The following is a 15,930-nucleotide window of genomic DNA, read 5'->3' on the forward strand; positions in this document are numbered from 1 at the left end:
CGATCTGAAGTCCGCACCGAACGCCTGCGCCCACGGCATCGACCCGGACACCGCGACCGGGCAGAGAGCGGACGGCCCCTCCCCCACCTGGGAAGATGAGACGGACCACCTCAGCGAGAGATTCTGCGGAACTCGGGCTCGCGGCGAAGCGGCGGCGGTGACGACCAGCCGGAGCTCAACCCCGGACACCGAACGGCGAAACCCCAGGTCGGAGTCCATCCGACCTGGGGTTTCAGTGGAGCCGCCTTCGGGATTCGAACCCGAGACCTACGCATTACGAGTGCGTTGCTCTGGCCATCTGAGCTAAGGCGGCGCGCCGTCCGCACTATGGTGCGATCAGCAACGACGGTAAGTCTACACAGTTTCCGGGGGTGCTCCGCACCAGCCCCGGAGGCGGTCCCTCCGGGGCCGGGCGCACCCGCTACGAGCAGCGCTTCCCGTCCTGCGGCGGGGTGCCGCGGACCAGGTAGGCGTTGATCGTGCGGTCGACGCAGGAGCTGCCGCGGCCGTACGCCGTGTGACCGTCGCCGTCGTAGGTGAGCAGGCGGGCCGACGAGAGCTGGCCGGCCAGGGCCTGGGCCCAGCGGTAGGGGGTGGCCGGGTCGCGCGTGGTGCCGACCACGACGATCGGCGCCGCGCCCTTGGCCTCGATGCGGTGCGGCTCACCGGTGGCGTGAACGGGCCAGTACGCGCAGTTCAGCGCGGCCCAGGCCAGCCCCTCGCCGAAGACCGGGGACGCCTTCTCGAACTCGGGCAGCGCCGCCCGCACCTCGTCGGGGGTGGCGAAGGACGGCGGCAGGTCCAGGCAGTTCACGGCCGCGTTGGCGAACATCAGGTTGCTGTAGCGGCCGTCGGCGTCCCGCTCGTAGTAGCTGTCGGACAGGACCAGCAGCCCGGACCCGTCGTTCTCCTTCATCGCGGACGTCAGCGCCTCGCGCAGCTGCTCCCAGGACCCCTCGTCGTACATGGCCGCGATCACGCCGGTCGTGGCGAGGGACTCGGTGAGCCGGCGGCCGTCGGCGTCACCGGTGGGCACCGGCCGCGCGTCCAGCTTCTCGAAGAACGCCTTGAGGTTCTCGCCGACCTGCTCGGGCGAGGCGCCCTTGGCGCCGAGCGGGCAGCCGGCCTGCCGTACGCAGTCCCGCGCGAACGAGCGGAACGCCGTCTCGAAGCCCGCCGTCTGTTCGAGGTTCAGGCGCCGCGCGGGCAGCGACGGGTCCATGGCGCCGTCCAGCACCAGCCGGCCCGTCCGGTTCGGGAACAGCCCGGCGTACGTCGCTCCGAGGAACGTGCCGTAGGAGGCTCCGACGAAGTTCAGCTTCTCGTCGCCGAGCGCCGCCCGCACGATGTCCATGTCGCGGGCCGTCTCCGCCGTGGACACGTGCCGCAGCAGCCGGGGCGCGTCCGCGCCGCAGCCCTCCGCGAACGTTTGGTAGGCCTTGACCAGCCCGTCCGTCTCCCGCACGTCGTCGGGCGTGGTGTCCGTCCGGGTGTACGTGTCCATGGCCGGCCCGTCCAGGCACTCGACGGGCTCGCTGCGGGCCACGCCGCGCGGGTCGACCGCCACCATGTCGTAGCGGGCGCGGACCTCCGCCGGGTAGCCGATGCCGGCGTACGCCTGCACGTAGCCGATCGCCGAGCCGCCCGGCCCGCCCGGGTTCACCAGCAGCGAGCCCAGCCGCTCGCCCGGTCCCGTGGCCTTCTTGCGGGTGACGGCGAGCCGGACGTCACCGGCGGAGGGCTTCGCGTAGTCGAGCGGCGCCTTGATCGTGGCGCACTGGAAACCGGGCACGCCGCAGCCGCGCCAGGCCGGCTTCTGCGCGTAGTACGGCGACAGCGCCGCGGGCGTGGACCGCGGCAGCGCCACCAGGGCCGCCTCCTGTGCGCCGTCCTGGGCCGCCTCGGCGGTGGACGTCGTCGGGCTCCCGGAGGAGCAGGCGGAGACGAGCAGCGCGGCCGTGGCGAGGAGGCCGGCCGCCGTTCTGGCTCCGCTGCGGACCCTGCGGTGGGCGCCGCGGGAGCGGGACGCGGCGCGGCCGGGGGAAGTCTCGCCGCCCGGGGCGGGAGCGGAGGCGGTGCGTGGAGTACGCCTGGTGTCCATCCAGCGAGCGTAACTCTGCGCGACGGGATGAGTGCCCTGCGTGCGGGTCGTGCCCCGTACGAGTTACCGCGTCAACCCGCTGCCCGGCCTCTCCTGGCCCGCCCTCTCAGCCGGCTCTCAGCCCGCTCTGAGTGCCATCGTCATCGCCTCCACCGCCAGCAGCGGCGCCACGTTGCGGTCGAGGGCGTCGCGGCAGGCGGAGATCGCCTCGATGCGGCGGAGCGTGGCCTCCGGAGTGCTGCCGCGCGCGAGCCGCTCCAGTGCCTCCTCCGCGTCCGCGTTGGCGATGGCCACGCGGGAGCCGAGCTGGAGGGCGAGGACGTCGCGGTAGAAGGCGGTCAGATCGGTCAGGGCGAGGTCGAGGCTGTCCCGCTGCGTGCGCGTCCTGCGGCGCTTCTGCTTGTCCTCCAGGTCCTTCATCACGCCCGCCGTGCCCCGCGGCATACGGCCGCCCTGGGCCGCGCCGAGGGCGGCCTTCAGCTCCTCGGTCTCCTTGCCGTCGACCTCCTCCGCCAGCTGCTTGGCGTCCTCGGCGGCCGCGTCCACGAGCTCCTGGGCGGCCTTGAGCGCGCCGCCGATATCGTCCACGCGCAGCGGCAGCCGCAGCACGGCGGCGCGGCGTTCCCGCGCGGCCGGATCGGTGGCGAGGCGGCGGGCCCGGTCGACGTGACCCTGCGTCGCGCGGGCCACCGCGGCGGCGACGGCCGGTTCGATGCCCTCGCGGCGCACCAGCATGTCGGCGACGGCGTCGACCGACGGCGTGCTCAGGTTCAGGTGGCGGCAGCGGGAGCGGATGGTCGGCAGGACGTCCTCGATGGAGGGGGCGCACAGCAGCCAGACCGTCCGCGGGGCGGGCTCCTCCACGGCCTTGAGGACGGCGTTGGCCGACTTCTCGTTCAGCCGCTCGGCGTCCTCGACGAGGATGATCTGCCAGCGGCCGTTCGCCGGGGAGGTGAACGACTTGCGGACCGTGTCGCGCATGTCGTCGGCGAGGATCTGCGTGCCGACGGCGGCGACGGTGGTGACGTCGGCGTGCGTGCCGATCAGAGCCGTGTGACAGCCGTCGCAGAAGCCGCAGCCCGGGGCTCCGCCGAGCGCGCGGTCGGGGCTGACGCACTGCAGGGCCGCCGCGAACGCCCGCGCCGCCTGGTTGCGCCCGGCCCCGGGCGGGCCCGTGAACAGCCACGCGTGCGTCATCTTCGACGCCTCGGGCGGCGGGGCGTCGGCGGCGGCCGCGGTGACCAGGGCGTCGGCGTCCCGGGCGGCGGCGGCCAGCTGCTCGCTCACCCTCTCCTGCCCGACGAGGTCGTCCCACACGGTCATGGGTCACGCCGCCCTTCCGTCACGTCTGCGTTGTGACCTCCATTGTGGGGGTGACCACTGACAGCGCTCGACGCCCGTGCCGCGGGGCCGCTGCGGGTGCCCGTGCCGTGCCTAAGCCCGTGCCGTGCCTGGGCCTTCGCCTGTGCTGCGGGGGCGGTGCCGGTTGCCGGGTCCCTACGTCCCTTGAGGGCCTGGATCACGCGCCCACCGGGAGCGGGGCCGCCTGCCCACCGGGAGCGGGGCGGACCGGTCCGGCCGTCGGGAGCGGGGCGGACCGGCCCGAAGCTCCGTGCCTGGACCGGCTCCCGGCAGGTCGGCCCCGGCCCCGGTCATGGATTCGGCCGGACCGCCGGAGGCGTCAGCGGCCCCGGCCGCCCCGGCCCCGGCGTCCCCGGCCCTCGCCCGGCTCGTCGTCGTGCGGTCCGAGCAGTTCGTCCGCCAGCGACGGCAGGTCGTCCAGCGGTGTCTCCTCGGCCCAGTCGGACCGGCGGCGCGGTGTCCCCTCGGCGTCGACCTGGGGCATCTCCCGCGTACGGTTCTCCGTGCCGTCGGGGCGGGCGGCCGGGGCGTCGTCCCGGAAGTAGCCGGGCGGCACCCGGTCCGCCGGTCCGTCCCCCCGCACGGGGGGCAGCACGGCCGTCTCCTCCCCGTCGCCGGGCGGGACGGGCGGCAGTACGGCCGTCTCCTCGCCCTCACCGGGCCGGACGGGCGGCAGCACCGCCGTCTCCTCGGCCTCCCCCGGCCGGACCGGCGGCAGCACCGCCGTCTCGTCCGACGCTCCGGAGGGCGCCGGGGAGGGAGTCCGCGAGGGTGTCCGGGGCTCGCGGGTCCCGTCAGCGGCACGAGGGGACACCGGCGGCAGCACCTCCGTCTCCGCCCCGGCCCCGGCCCCCGCCGCGACCGGCGGGATCGGCAGCTCCGCCGTCACCTCGGCGTCGGACTCGCCGGGGTTCCGGCCCCGGCCCCGCTCCTCGTCCCGCACCGGGCGCAGCACGGTCGTGTCGTCCGCCGAACCGCCCGGCGTCACCACGGGCGTCGGCACGGTCGCCGCGTCCCGTCCCGCCGCCGGACCCGAGGGGCGCTCCGGCTCGGGGCTCTTGGCCATGGAGATCTTCGGCCCGGCCTCGGCCGCGGCGGCCGCCGCCTCCGCGAGCCGGCGCGCTTCCTCGGCGCGCAGCAGGGCCTCCTCGGCCTTGCGCTGCTTCTCCAGGCGGAGCGCCTCGGCCTCGGCACGCAGCCGGGCCTCCTCCTCGGCCTGCTTGCGGCGCCGCTCCTCCTCGGCCCTGCGGCGGGCCTCCTCCTCGGCGCGGGCCTTCTCCTCCGCGAGGAGCCGTGCCCGCTCCTCCTCGGCCTTCCTGCGCGCTTCCTCGGCCCGGCGCCGGGCCTCCTCCGCCTGCCGTTCGGCCTCGCGCCGCTGCGCCTCCTCCAGCTCGCGGCGCTTGCGCTCCTCCTCCTCGGCGCGCAGCTTGGCCAGTTGCTCCTGGCGCTCGCGCTCCAGGCGCTCCTCCTCGGCCTTGCGGGCGGCCTCTTCCTCGGCCTTGCGGCGGGCCTCATCCTCGGCCTTCCTGCGCGCCTCCTCCCGGGCCTGGATCTCGGCCTCGGACAGCGGCAGCACCTGGTCGAGCCGGTGCCGGATGACGGTCGTGACGGCCTCGGGCTCCTGCGCGGCGTCCACCACCAGGTACCGCCCGGCGTCGGCGGCGGCCAGGGTGAGGAAACCGGCGCGCACGCGCGCGTGGAACTCGGCGGGCTCCGACTCCAGCCGGTCGGGCGCCTCCGTGAACCGCTCGCGCGCGGTCTCCGGCGCGACGTCCAGCAGCACGGTCAGATGCGGCACCAGTCCGTTCGTCGCCCAGCGGTTGATCCGGGCGATCTCGGTCGGCGACAGGTCACGGCCCGCTCCCTGGTAGGCCACCGAGGAGTCGATGTAGCGGTCGGAGATGACGACCGCGCCGCGCTCCAGGGCGGGCCGTACGACGGTGTCGATGTGCTCGGCCCGGTCGGCCGCGTACAGCAGCGCCTCCGCGCGGTGCGACAGGCCCGCGCTGGACACGTCCAGCAGGATCGACCGCAGCCGCTTGCCGACCGGCGTCGCCCCCGGCTCGCGCGTGAGCACGACCTCGTGGCCCTTGGCGCGGATCCACTCGGCGAGCGCCTCGGCCTGCGTGGACTTGCCTGCGCCGTCTCCGCCCTCCAGGGCGATGAAGAACCCGGTCGCGGCGGGGGCCTGCTCCGGGTCGTCGCCGCCGAGCAGCGCGTCCTTCAGGTCCTGCCGCAGCGGCACCCCGGAACGGTCGTCGACCTTGGCGAGCACCAGCACCGCGACCGGCAGGAGCAGCGCGCCGGCCAGCATCAGGGTGAAGGCGGCACCGCCGTGCGCGAAGACGAACTTGCCGCTCTCCAGCCGGTGCGGCCCGATGCCCGCCGCCACCAGCGGGGCGATCACCGCGGCGAGCGCCACGCTCACGCGCACGACCGCGTGCAGGTGCTCCGTCGTGCGGGGGCGCCGGTACTCCTCGGTCTCCTGGTCGAGCAGGGTGTGCCCGATGTTGGCGGCCATGCCCGCGCCGACGCCGGACAGGGCGAGGATCAGCAGCACCGTCGTGACGTCCGGGACGAGTCCGGCGGCCAGCAGCGCGACACCGGTGAAGGCGATCGCCAGCGCGAGCATCCGGCGGCGCGACAGGGCGGGCAGCAGGGCGGGCGCCGTACGGATGCCGGCCACGACACCGCCGGTCAGCGCACCCACGAACAGCCCGTACAGCACCGGGCCGCCGCCGAGGTCCCTGGCGTGCAGTACGGCCGCGGCGACGGCGGCGGACACCGCGGCGGCGACGGCCGCGCAGGCCAGGACCAGCAGCGGGGTCGCGCCCGTGCGGCCCTTGTCGGTGCCGGTGCCGGTCTTCGGGCGGCGCAGGCCCTCGAGCGGGGACCGGGCGCGCGGGGTGCGTGTGCCGGGCAGCTCCAGGAAGGTCAGCACGGACAGGGAGGCGGCGAACAGGCCGGCCGCGACATAGGAGGCGAGAGCCGCCTGGTGCTGGGCGAACCAGTCGATGCCGGCGCCCAGCAGGTTGTTGAGGAGGGCCGCGGCGACGAGCACGACGGCCGCGAGCGGGATCGCCACGAAACCGGTGCGCAGCGACAGCCGGCGCAGGGCGTCCATGTGGTCGGGCAGCGGCCGGACGGTCGCCCCCTCGGGGGGCGGGGCGGGCAGCAGCGCGGGGGCCGCGCTCTCCCGGCACACCGTCCAGAACCGCTCGGCGACCCCCGTCACGAAGGCCGTGACGAGGAGGACGGCCGGCGCCTCCTCGGGCGTCCAGTCGATCCACAGCGGCGCGACGATGAGCAGCGCGGCGCGCAGCCCGTCCGCGCCGACCATGGTCCAGCGGCGGTCGAGCGGGCCGTCCTGCGAGGTGAGCGCGGTGAGCGGGCCGAGGAGCACGGCGCCGAACAGCAGCGTCGCGAGGATGCGCACCCCGAAAACGGTCGCCACTGCGAACGCCGCGCCCCGGTAGCCGCCCCCGAAGGAGCCCTCGGCGACAGCCGCCTGGAGGGCGAGGAGGACCAGCACGAGAAGGGCGAGGGTGTCCCCCACACCGCCCACGAGCTGCGCGCTCCACAACCGCTTCAGCTGCGGGCGGCGCAGCAGGGCGCGGACGGCGCGCTCGCGGGAGTCCGCGACCAGGGCGTCGTCGGGGGCCGGCTGAGGGGCCGTTGGATGCTCGGCTCGCGTCATGCGTTCAGCCTATCGGGAGCCACCGACACCCTGGCATGCCCGGTCTGGCATGCGCACGCCCCGACACCGAAGTGTTGCCGGGGCGTTCGCTTTCCGAACCCTGGGCGAAGATCCGGACCTCGGCCGCGGGGCCGGTCCGGGAGGCGAACGGCCTCAGTCCTCCGCCGGCTTCGCGGCGGTCGCCGTCCTGGCTGCCGTCTTCTTCGCCGTCGTGGCCTTCTTCGCGGTCGTGGTCTTCTTCGCCGCGGTCTTCTTGGCCGTCGTGGTCTTCTTCGCCGTCGTCGCCTTCTTGGCCGGAGCCTTCTTCGCGGGGGCCTTCTTGGCGGTCTTCTTCGCCGGTCCCTTGGCGCGCTTCTCGGCGAGCAGCTCGAAGCCGCGCTCCGGGGTGATCGTCTCGACGCTGTCGCCGGAGCGCAGGGTCGCGTTGGTCTCCCCGTCGGTGACGTACGGGCCGAAGCGGCCGTCCTTGACGACGACCGGCTTCTCGCTGACCGGGTCGGTGCCCAGCTCCTTCAGCGGCGGCTTGGCCGCGGCCCGGCCACGCTGCTTGGGCTGGGCGTAGATCGCCAGCGCCTCCTCCAGCGTGATCGTGAACAGCTGGTCCTCCGACTGGAGCGAGCGCGAGTCCGTCCCCTTCTTCAGGTACGGGCCGTAGCGGCCGTTCTGCGCGGTGATCTCCTGGCCCTCGGCGTCCGTGCCGACGACGCGCGGCAGCGACATCAGCTTCAGGGCGTCGTCCAGGGTGACCGTGTCCAGGGACATCGACTTGAACAGGGACGCCGTGCGCGGCTTGACCGCGTTCTTGCCCGTCTTCGGGGTGCCCTCGGGGAGGATCTCCGTGACGTAGGGGCCGTAGCGGCCGTCCTTGGCGACGATGGTGTGGCCGGTGGCCGGGTCGGTGCCCAGCTCGAAGTCGCCGCTGGGCTTGGCCAGCAGCTCCTCGGCCAGCTCCACGGACAGCTCGTCCGGGGCGAGGTCGTCCGGGATGTCGGCGCGCTGGTGCTGCTCGGTGTCCTTCTCGCCGCGCTCGATGTAGGGGCCGTAGCGTCCGACGCGCAGCACGATGTCGTTGCCCACCGGGAACGAGGACACCTCGCGGGCGTCGATCGCGCCCAGGTCGGTGACCAGTTCCTTGAGGCCGCCGAGGTGGTCCCCGTCGCCGTTGCCCGCGTCGGCGGCGGCGCCGGTGACCGTGCCCTCGCCGAAGTAGAACCGCTTCAGCCACGGCACGGACTGGGCCTCGCCGCGTGCGATGCGGTCGAGGTCGTCCTCCATCTTGGCGGTGAAGTCGTAGTCGACGAGCCGCCCGAAGTGCTTCTCCAGGAGGTTGACGACGGCGAAGGACAGGAAGGACGGCACCAGGGCCGTGCCCTTCTTGAACACGTAGCCGCGGTCCAGGATCGTGCCGATGATCGACGCGTACGTCGACGGGCGGCCGATCTCGCGCTCTTCCAGCTCCTTGACCAGGGAGGCCTCGGTGTAGCGGGCCGGGGGCTTGGTGGCGTGCCCGTCGACCGTGATCTCCTCGGCGCTCAGGGGGTCGCCCTCGGAGACCTGGGGCAGCCGGCGCTCGCGGTCGTCCAGCTCGGCGTTCGGGTCGTCGGCGCCTTCGACGTAGGCCTTGAGGAAGCCGTGGAAGGTGATCGTCTTGCCGGACGCGCTGAACTCGACGTCCCGGCCGTCGGCGGCGGTGCCGCCGATCTTGACCGTGACGCTGTTGCCGGTCGCGTCCTTCATCTGGGAGGCGACGGTCCGCTTCCAGATCAGCTCGTAGAGCTTGAACTGGTCACCGGTCAGTCCGGTCTCGGCGGGAGTGCGGAAGCGATCGCCCGAGGGGCGGATCGCCTCGTGCGCCTCCTGCGCGTTCTTGACCTTCCCGGCGTACGTCCTCGGCTGCGGCGGCAGGTAGTCGGCGCCGTACAGCTGCGTGACCTGGGCGCGGGCGGCGGCGACCGCCGTGTCGCTCAGCGTCGTGGAGTCCGTACGCATGTAGGTGATGTAGCCGTTCTCATACAGCTTCTGCGCGACCTGCATGGTGGCCTTCGCGCCGAAGCCGAGCTTGCGGCTCGCCTCCTGCTGCAGCGTCGTCGTACGGAACGGGGCGTACGGCGAGCGGCGGTAGGGCTTGGACTCGACCGAGCGGACGGCGAACCGCGTCTGCTCCAGGGCGGCGGCCAGGGCGCGGGCGTTCGCCTCGTCGAGGTGGAGGGTGTTCGCGCTCTTCAGTTGTCCCAGGGAGTCGAAGTCGCGGCCCTGCGCGACCCGCCTGCCGTCGACGGTCTGCAGGCGCGCGACCAGCGACGACGGGTCCGACGGGTCTCCGGCGCGGCCGGTCGCGAAGGTGCCCGTCAGGTCCCAGTACTCAGCCGAACGAAAGGCGATGCGCTCGCGTTCCCGCTCGACGACCAGACGCGTGGCGACCGACTGGACACGGCCCGCGGACAGCCGCGGCATGACCTTCTTCCACAGGACCGGCGAGACCTCGTAGCCGTAGAGGCGGTCGAGGATGCGGCGGGTCTCCTGGGCGTCGACGAGCTTCTGGTTGAGCTGGCGCGGGTTGGCCACGGCGGCCTGGATCGCGGCCTTGGTGATCTCGTGGAAGACCATCCGCTTGACCGGGACCTTGGGCTTGAGCACCTCCTGGAGGTGCCAGGCGATGGCCTCGCCCTCGCGGTCCTCATCGGTGGCGAGGAAGAGCTCGTCCGACTCCTTCAGCAAGTCCTTGAGCTTCTTGACCTGCGCCTTCTTGTCGGCGTTGACCACGTAGATCGGCTGGAAGTCGTGTTCGACGTCCACACCGAGGCGGCGGACCTCGCCGGTGTACTTCTCCGGCACCTCGGCGGCGCCGTTGGGAAGGTCGCGGATGTGCCCGACGCTCGCCTCGACGGTGTATCCGGGCCCGAGATAGCCCTTGATCGTCTTCGCCTTGGCAGGCGACTCGACGATGACGAGTCGGCGGCCGCCCTTCGCGGTCTCGCTGGTCGGGGACAACTTCGCTCTTCTCTCCGGTCGACGCTGGGGCCTCCCCGGAGTCGCTCACCGGGGCTGGGTACGTGCTGACGCTGCGGAGTGTGACGGTACATCCCGCCCCCGTGTCAAACGGGAAAAGCCCGCAACGGCCACTCGAACGGTAACCCGACTACCACCGTTCCTGCCGCCCGGACTGCCCGGCCGCCGGCCCGGGCCCGGCCCGGCCCTGTGCGGAGCGCGATCCCCCGGTCACCCGCCGGCGCCTCGCCGGAGCGGGTCTCACAGGCGGGTGAAACACCACGTTCCGACCGCCAGGGCGAGCACCGCGACGACGCTCGCGACGGTCGCCGACGCGAGCGGGCTCACCCCCTCGGCGACCGGCCGGTGCCGGCGCACGCGTGTCACGGTCCATGCCAGCAGTCCCCCTCCGAACAGGGAGAACACCGTTCCCGCGAAGATCGCCGGTTCGCTCTCCATGGCTCGCCGCGCCCCTTTTCCCCGGTCCGATCGGTCCCAGCCACGGGAGGCTGACACGCGCCGGCGGCCCCGAGGCGAACCCGAGGTGAACGCCAGGACGACACGGCCGCGGAGCGGGGGCGTCCGGCTCTTCCCGACGTGTTCCGGGCGAGGTGTCCAAATCGACTCGAAATTATTGGCCGGCCCTCACGACGAAGGGGGGCGGCGGGCCGGTTCTCTCCCGGACGGATCCCGGACGGATCCCGGCCGGATCCCGGACTGTCCCGCTCAGCGCACCGGCACCAGGAACCCCTGTTCCACCAGGAGCCGGATCTGCGCCGGGGTGCGGTCGCGCAGCAGGACCGGGTCCTCGCCGATCAGCTGCGCGATGGCGTCGAGGATGCGGCCCGCGCTCATTGTGCCGTCGCACACACCCGCGAAGCCCGCGCCGACCGTGTCCACCCGGGTCGCCCGGCGCATGCCGCGGTTCTGGCGCAGCACGACGTGCTCGGGGTCCTCGGCCCCCGGCAGCCCGACCTGCTCCTGCACGACCTCGGCGGCCAGCCGGAAGTGCCCCTCCAGCAGCGCGGCGTCGTCGCGCTCGCGCAGGTGGTCGAGCCGGTCGAAGTGGTCGCGGATGGTGTCCCCGAGCGGCTGCTCGACCGGATGCGGCCACTCCTCCACCGTGAGCGACGGCACGGCGGCGCCCGTCCTGCGCAGCGTGATCCAGCCGAAGCCGACGGCCTTCACCTTGCGCGCCTCGAACTCGTCGAGCCACGCGTCGTACCGCGCCTGGTACTCCGCCACGTCCTCGCGGTGATCGCCCGCGTCCCGCAGCCACAGCTCGGCGTACTGATTGACGTCCTGCACCTCGCGCTGCACGATCCACGCGTCACAGCCGCGGGGCACCCATGACCTGAGCCTGTCCTGCCAGTCCTCCCCTTCCACGTGCTGCCAGTTGGCGAGGAACTGCGCGAACCCGCCCTCGTTCAGCCGCTCCCCCGCCTCCTGAACGAGCGTGCGGCACAGATCGTCCCCGCCCATCCCGCCGTCGCGGTAGGTGAGCCGGGCGCCGGGCGAGATCACGAACGGCGGGTTGGAGACGATCAGGTCGAACGTCTCGTCGGCGCGCACCGGCTCGAGGAGGGAGCCCTCGCGCAGATCGGCGGCCGGTGCGCCGGACAGGGCCAGCGTCAGGGCGGTGATGTGCAGCGCGCGCGGGTTGAGGTCGGTCGCGGTCACGCGGGTGGCGTGCCGGGCCGCGTGCAGGGCCTGGATGCCGGAACCGGTGCCGAGGTCGAGCGCGGCGGCGACGGGCGTACGGACGGTGATGCCGGCGAGGGTCGTGGAGGCGCCGCCGACTCCCAGGACGACGCCCTCGTCCCGCCGGCCGATCCCGCCGGCGCCGCCGACCGCGCAGCCCAGGTCCGACACGATGAACCAGTCCTCGCCGCCGGGCCCGCCGTAGGGCCGGACGTCCACCGTGGCGGAGATCTCGTCCGCGCCGGTGCGGGTGAGCCAGCCGCTCTCCAGGCACGCCTCGACGGGCAGGACGTCCGCCACGCGCGCGTGCGGCACGGGCTGCTGCAGCAGGAACAGCCGGACCAGCAGCTCCAGCGGCGTGTCCCCGCGGGTGGCCCGGAGCGCGGGCACGGTCTCGCTCCGGGCGAGCGCCGCGTACGCGGGGGCGCCGAGCAGTTCGAGCAGTCCGTCGGCGGTGAAGGAGGCCCCGAGCAGGGCGTCCCGCAGCCGGGCGGCGACGTCGGGTCGGTCGGAGGCGGGGAGCGGGGGCAGGGGTGACTGGCTGGCGTTACTCACGCCCTCCATTGTGGCGGCCGGGAGCGCTCCCGCACGCGCCCGCGCCCCTGTTCGCACCGGAGCCGGAATTGCCGGCCTGCCCCCGCCGACGGGAGGAGGGCCGGGGGCGGTGCCGAGGCGGTGCCGAGACCCGGGGGCGCGGCCGGGGCCCGGGGGCGCGGCCGGGGCCCGGGGGCGCGGCCGGGGCCCGTCGCCCGTTCACCGTGTGAGCGGCCGGAGCTCCTCCGGCCGCTCCGCGGCTCAGCTCTGGGTCGCGTCCGCCGAGGCCGTGGCCGCCTTGCAGCTCGACTGGCGGGCCATCGCCTGGCCGACCTCGCCCTCCTCCAGGTTGCGCAGGGCGTCGTTGCCGCTCTTGCTCAGCTTGTCGAGCTCGGTGGCGATGTCCTTGAGGCCGTCGGCGAACTTGCCCTGGTCCTTGGTGTCGAGGCCGTCGACCTGCTTCTTCAGGGAGGCGTAGGACGCGGAGATCGAGTTGAGTTCCTTGACCGCGTCCTGCTGCTTCTTCTCACCGTTCTCGACGTCCGGCGCCCCGGCCTTGTCCACCGCGCCGCCGATCGCCTTGTAGGCGTCGGACATGTCCTGGAAGGCCTGCGCGTCGGTCTTCTGGACCTCCTCCGGCGTGCTGTTGTCGGAGGTCTCCTTCTGGATCGCGGCATTGGCCGACTCGATCTTCTTCGCCTGCGGCTGCACGGCGTCGCAGACCTGCTTGGCCCAGGAGTCCAGCTTGTCGTTGCCGTCGTCGCCGCCGCAGCCGGACAGCGCCAGTACCAGTACCGCACCGCCGGACAGTGCGGCCGCGAGCTTCTTGTTCACCGGTTTGGTCCCTTCCATGGCTCTCGGCCCCGGAACTTACACGCCAGATGCACGGCAACCGCACGTCGAACGCCTATTAAGACCTTTTTGTAACCTTTTGCACCAAGAGAGAGAAGGCTCACGCGTGATCGTCCACGCAGACGGAGCGGGCGGGCGACGCGCCAACGCGCACCGCCCGCCCGCACCTTGAGCTGGGGCTCCTCGATCCTCCCTACGAAACCACCGCCGGATCGGCCGAATTGGGCTTCGGATCGGCGTTGCCTTCGTCACCCATGGCGATTCCGCGCCGCTTTGACACGTACACCGCCCCGGTGATCACCAGGAGCGCGAGGACCGCGATCAGGATCCGCATCCCCACGCTCTTGTCCGGGCCGTACGAGAACTTGATCACCGCGGGCGCGATGAGCAGCGAGACCAGGTTCATCACCTTCAGCAGCGGGTTGATCGCCGGACCGGCGGTGTCCTTGAAGGGGTCGCCGACGGTGTCGCCGATCACGGTCGCCGCGTGCGCCTCACTGCCCTTGCCGCCGTGGTGGCCGTCCTCGACGAGCTTCTTGGCGTTGTCCCAGGCGCCACCGGAGTTGGCCAGGAACACCGCCATGAGCGTGCCCGCGCCGATCGCGCCCGCCAGGAACGCGCCCAGCGGCCCGACGCCGAGCGTGAACCCGATGAAGATGGGCGCCATCACGGCCAGCAGACCCGGGGTGGCGAGCTCCCGCAGCGCGTCCTTCGTACAGATGTCGACGACCTTGCCGTACTCCGGTTTCTCGCTGTAGTCCATGATTCCGGGCTTCTCACGGAACTGCCGCCGCACCTCGAAGACGACCGAACCCGCCGACCGCGACACGGCGTTGATCGCCAGACCGGAGAAGAGGAAGACGACTGCCGCGCCGGCGACGAGACCCACCAGGTTGTTGGGCTGCGAGATGTCCATCATCAGGGACATGGGCGCACCCTCGCCGCTGAGCTTCTCGCCCACGTCCCGCGCGCCGGTGAAGATCGCGTCGCGGTACGACCCGAACAGCGCCGCCGCCGCGAGCACGGCCGTGGCGATCGCGATGCCCTTGGTGATCGCCTTGGTGGTGTTGCCGACCGCGTCCAGGTTGGTGAGCACCTGCGCGCCCGCGCCCTCGACGTCGCCGGACATCTCCGCGATGCCCTGCGCGTTGTCGGAGACCGGCCCGAAGGTGTCCATCGCGACGATCACACCGACCGTGGTGAGCAGACCGGTGCCCGCCAGCGCCACCGCGAACAGCGCCAGCATGATCGACGTACCGCCGAGCAGGAACGCCCCGTACACGCCCAGTCCGATCAACAGGGCGGTGTAGACGGCCGATTCGAGCCCGACGGAGATACCGGCCAGGATGACGGTGGCCGGGCCGGTGAGCGAGGTCTTGCCGATGTCCCGGACGGGCCGGCGGGTCGTCTCCGTGAAGTAGCCGGTCAACTGCTGGATCAGGGCGGCCAGCACGATGCCGATGGCCACCGCGACGAGCGCGACGATCCGCGGGTCGCCGTCCTTGCCCTGGATCGCCGCGTCGGTGACGCCGTCCAGCTCCGAGTACTTCCCCGGCAGGTAGACGAAGACGGCCACCGCCACCAGCACGAGCGAGATCACCGCGGAGATGAAGAACCCGCGGTTGATGGCGCTCATGCCGCTGCGGTCGGCGCGCCTCGGCGCCACCGCGAAGATGCCGATCATCGCCGTGACCACACCGATGGCCGGCACCAGCAGCGGGAAGCCGAGCCCCGCGTCGCCGAAGGCCGCCGAGCCGAGGATCAGCGCGGCCACCAGCGTCACGGCGTACGACTCGAAGAGGTCGGCCGCCATGCCCGCGCAGTCGCCGACGTTGTCGCCCACGTTGTCGGCGATGGTCGCGGCATTGCGCGGATCGTCCTCCGGAATGCCCTGCTCGACCTTGCCGACCAGGTCGGCGCCGACGTCGGCGGCCTTGGTGAAGATGCCGCCGCCGACCCGCATGAACATCGCGATCAGCGCGGCACCCAGACCGAAGCCCTCCAGCACCTTCGGCGCGTCGGCCGCGTACACCAGCACCACGCAGGCCGCGCCCAGCAGGCCGAGGCCCACCGTGAACATGCCGACCACACCGCCCGTGCGAAATGCGATCTTCATCGCTTTGTGCGAGACGGCGGTCAGATCCTTTTCCGGCTCGCCCGCCGCCGGAGTGGCCTCACGGGCCGCAGCGGCGACCCGCACATTGCTGCGTACGGCGAGCCACATGCCGATATAGCCGGTGGCCGCTGAGAACGCCGCTCCGATCAGGAAGAACACCGATCGTCCGGCCCGCTGATTCCAGTCGTCCGCGGGCAGCAGCATGAGCAGGAAGAACACGACCACGGCGAATACGCCGAGCGTGCGCAGCTGGCGTGCCAGATAGGCGTTGGCGCCTTCCTGGACCGCTGCCGCGATCTTCTTCATGCTGTCGGTGCCCTCACCGGCCGCGAGGACCTGGCGCACCAGGACGCCCGCGACCGCCAGTGCCGCCAGTGCCACGACCGCGATGACCACGACGAGGACGCGGTTGCCATCGGTCAGTACGGCGGCTGCGAGGTCGGTGGGATGACCCGACTGTTGTGAGAGAGAAAGCCCCGCCATTCGTCCTCCTTGACGCTTGGGCTGAGCTCAAGATGTGGACGGGATTGTAGGTACCGGAACCTGATCAAAACAGAGCGCGATAAACGGAATTGGCCT

Annotated in this window: 8 protein-coding genes and 1 tRNA gene; all 9 read right to left on the reverse strand. The window is 72.8% G+C overall.

Translation table 11 applies throughout. The features are described 5' to 3' along the window. Positions 1-236 precede the first annotated feature (236 nt). Positions 237-313: transfer RNA gene (locus tag ACIGAN_RS09065), tRNA-Thr, on the reverse strand. 108 nt (positions 314-421) lie between these two features. Next, positions 422-2,101, reverse strand: coding sequence for an alpha/beta hydrolase (locus tag ACIGAN_RS09070; protein WP_399856334.1), 1,680 nt, complete (start codon positions 2,099-2,101; stop codon positions 422-424). 117 nt (positions 2,102-2,218) lie between these two features. After that, positions 2,219-3,424 carry a DNA polymerase III subunit delta' gene (locus ACIGAN_RS09075; protein WP_399856336.1) on the reverse strand — a complete coding sequence of 402 codons (1,206 nt, stop codon included), beginning with the start codon at positions 3,422-3,424 and terminating at the stop codon, positions 2,219-2,221. Between the two features lie 358 nt (positions 3,425-3,782). Beyond that, on the reverse strand, positions 3,783-7,160 hold the full coding sequence (gene tmk, locus ACIGAN_RS09080; RefSeq protein WP_399856338.1) for a dTMP kinase: 3,378 nt from the start codon (positions 7,158-7,160) through the stop codon (positions 3,783-3,785). 153 nt (positions 7,161-7,313) lie between these two features. Further along, positions 7,314-10,151, reverse strand: coding sequence for a type I DNA topoisomerase (topA, locus tag ACIGAN_RS09085; protein ID WP_399856340.1), 2,838 nt, complete (start codon positions 10,149-10,151; stop codon positions 7,314-7,316). A 258-nt stretch (positions 10,152-10,409) separates the two neighbouring features. Then, positions 10,410-10,607 (reverse strand): hypothetical protein, encoded by a 198-nt coding sequence (locus tag ACIGAN_RS09090; protein WP_365743332.1) that lies wholly within the window; start codon positions 10,605-10,607, stop codon positions 10,410-10,412. Positions 10,608-10,874: 267 nt separating this feature from the next. Then, positions 10,875-12,413: a DUF7059 domain-containing protein gene (locus ACIGAN_RS09095; protein WP_399856342.1), complete on the reverse strand. Its 1,539-nt coding sequence runs from the start codon at positions 12,411-12,413 to the stop codon at positions 10,875-10,877. 231 nt (positions 12,414-12,644) lie between these two features. Beyond that, the gene (locus ACIGAN_RS09100; RefSeq protein ID WP_399856344.1) at positions 12,645-13,235 is read right to left on the reverse strand and encodes a small secreted protein; all 591 of its coding nucleotides are present in this window, start codon (positions 13,233-13,235) and stop codon (positions 12,645-12,647) included. Positions 13,236-13,428: 193 nt separating this feature from the next. Beyond that, positions 13,429-15,834: a sodium-translocating pyrophosphatase gene (locus ACIGAN_RS09105; RefSeq protein WP_399856346.1), complete on the reverse strand. Its 2,406-nt coding sequence runs from the start codon at positions 15,832-15,834 to the stop codon at positions 13,429-13,431. Positions 15,835-15,930 lie beyond the last annotated feature (96 nt).

It is taken from the genome of Streptomyces sp. NPDC085931, from assembly GCF_044540565.1.
Classification (GTDB): domain Bacteria; phylum Actinomycetota; class Actinomycetes; order Streptomycetales; family Streptomycetaceae; genus Streptomyces.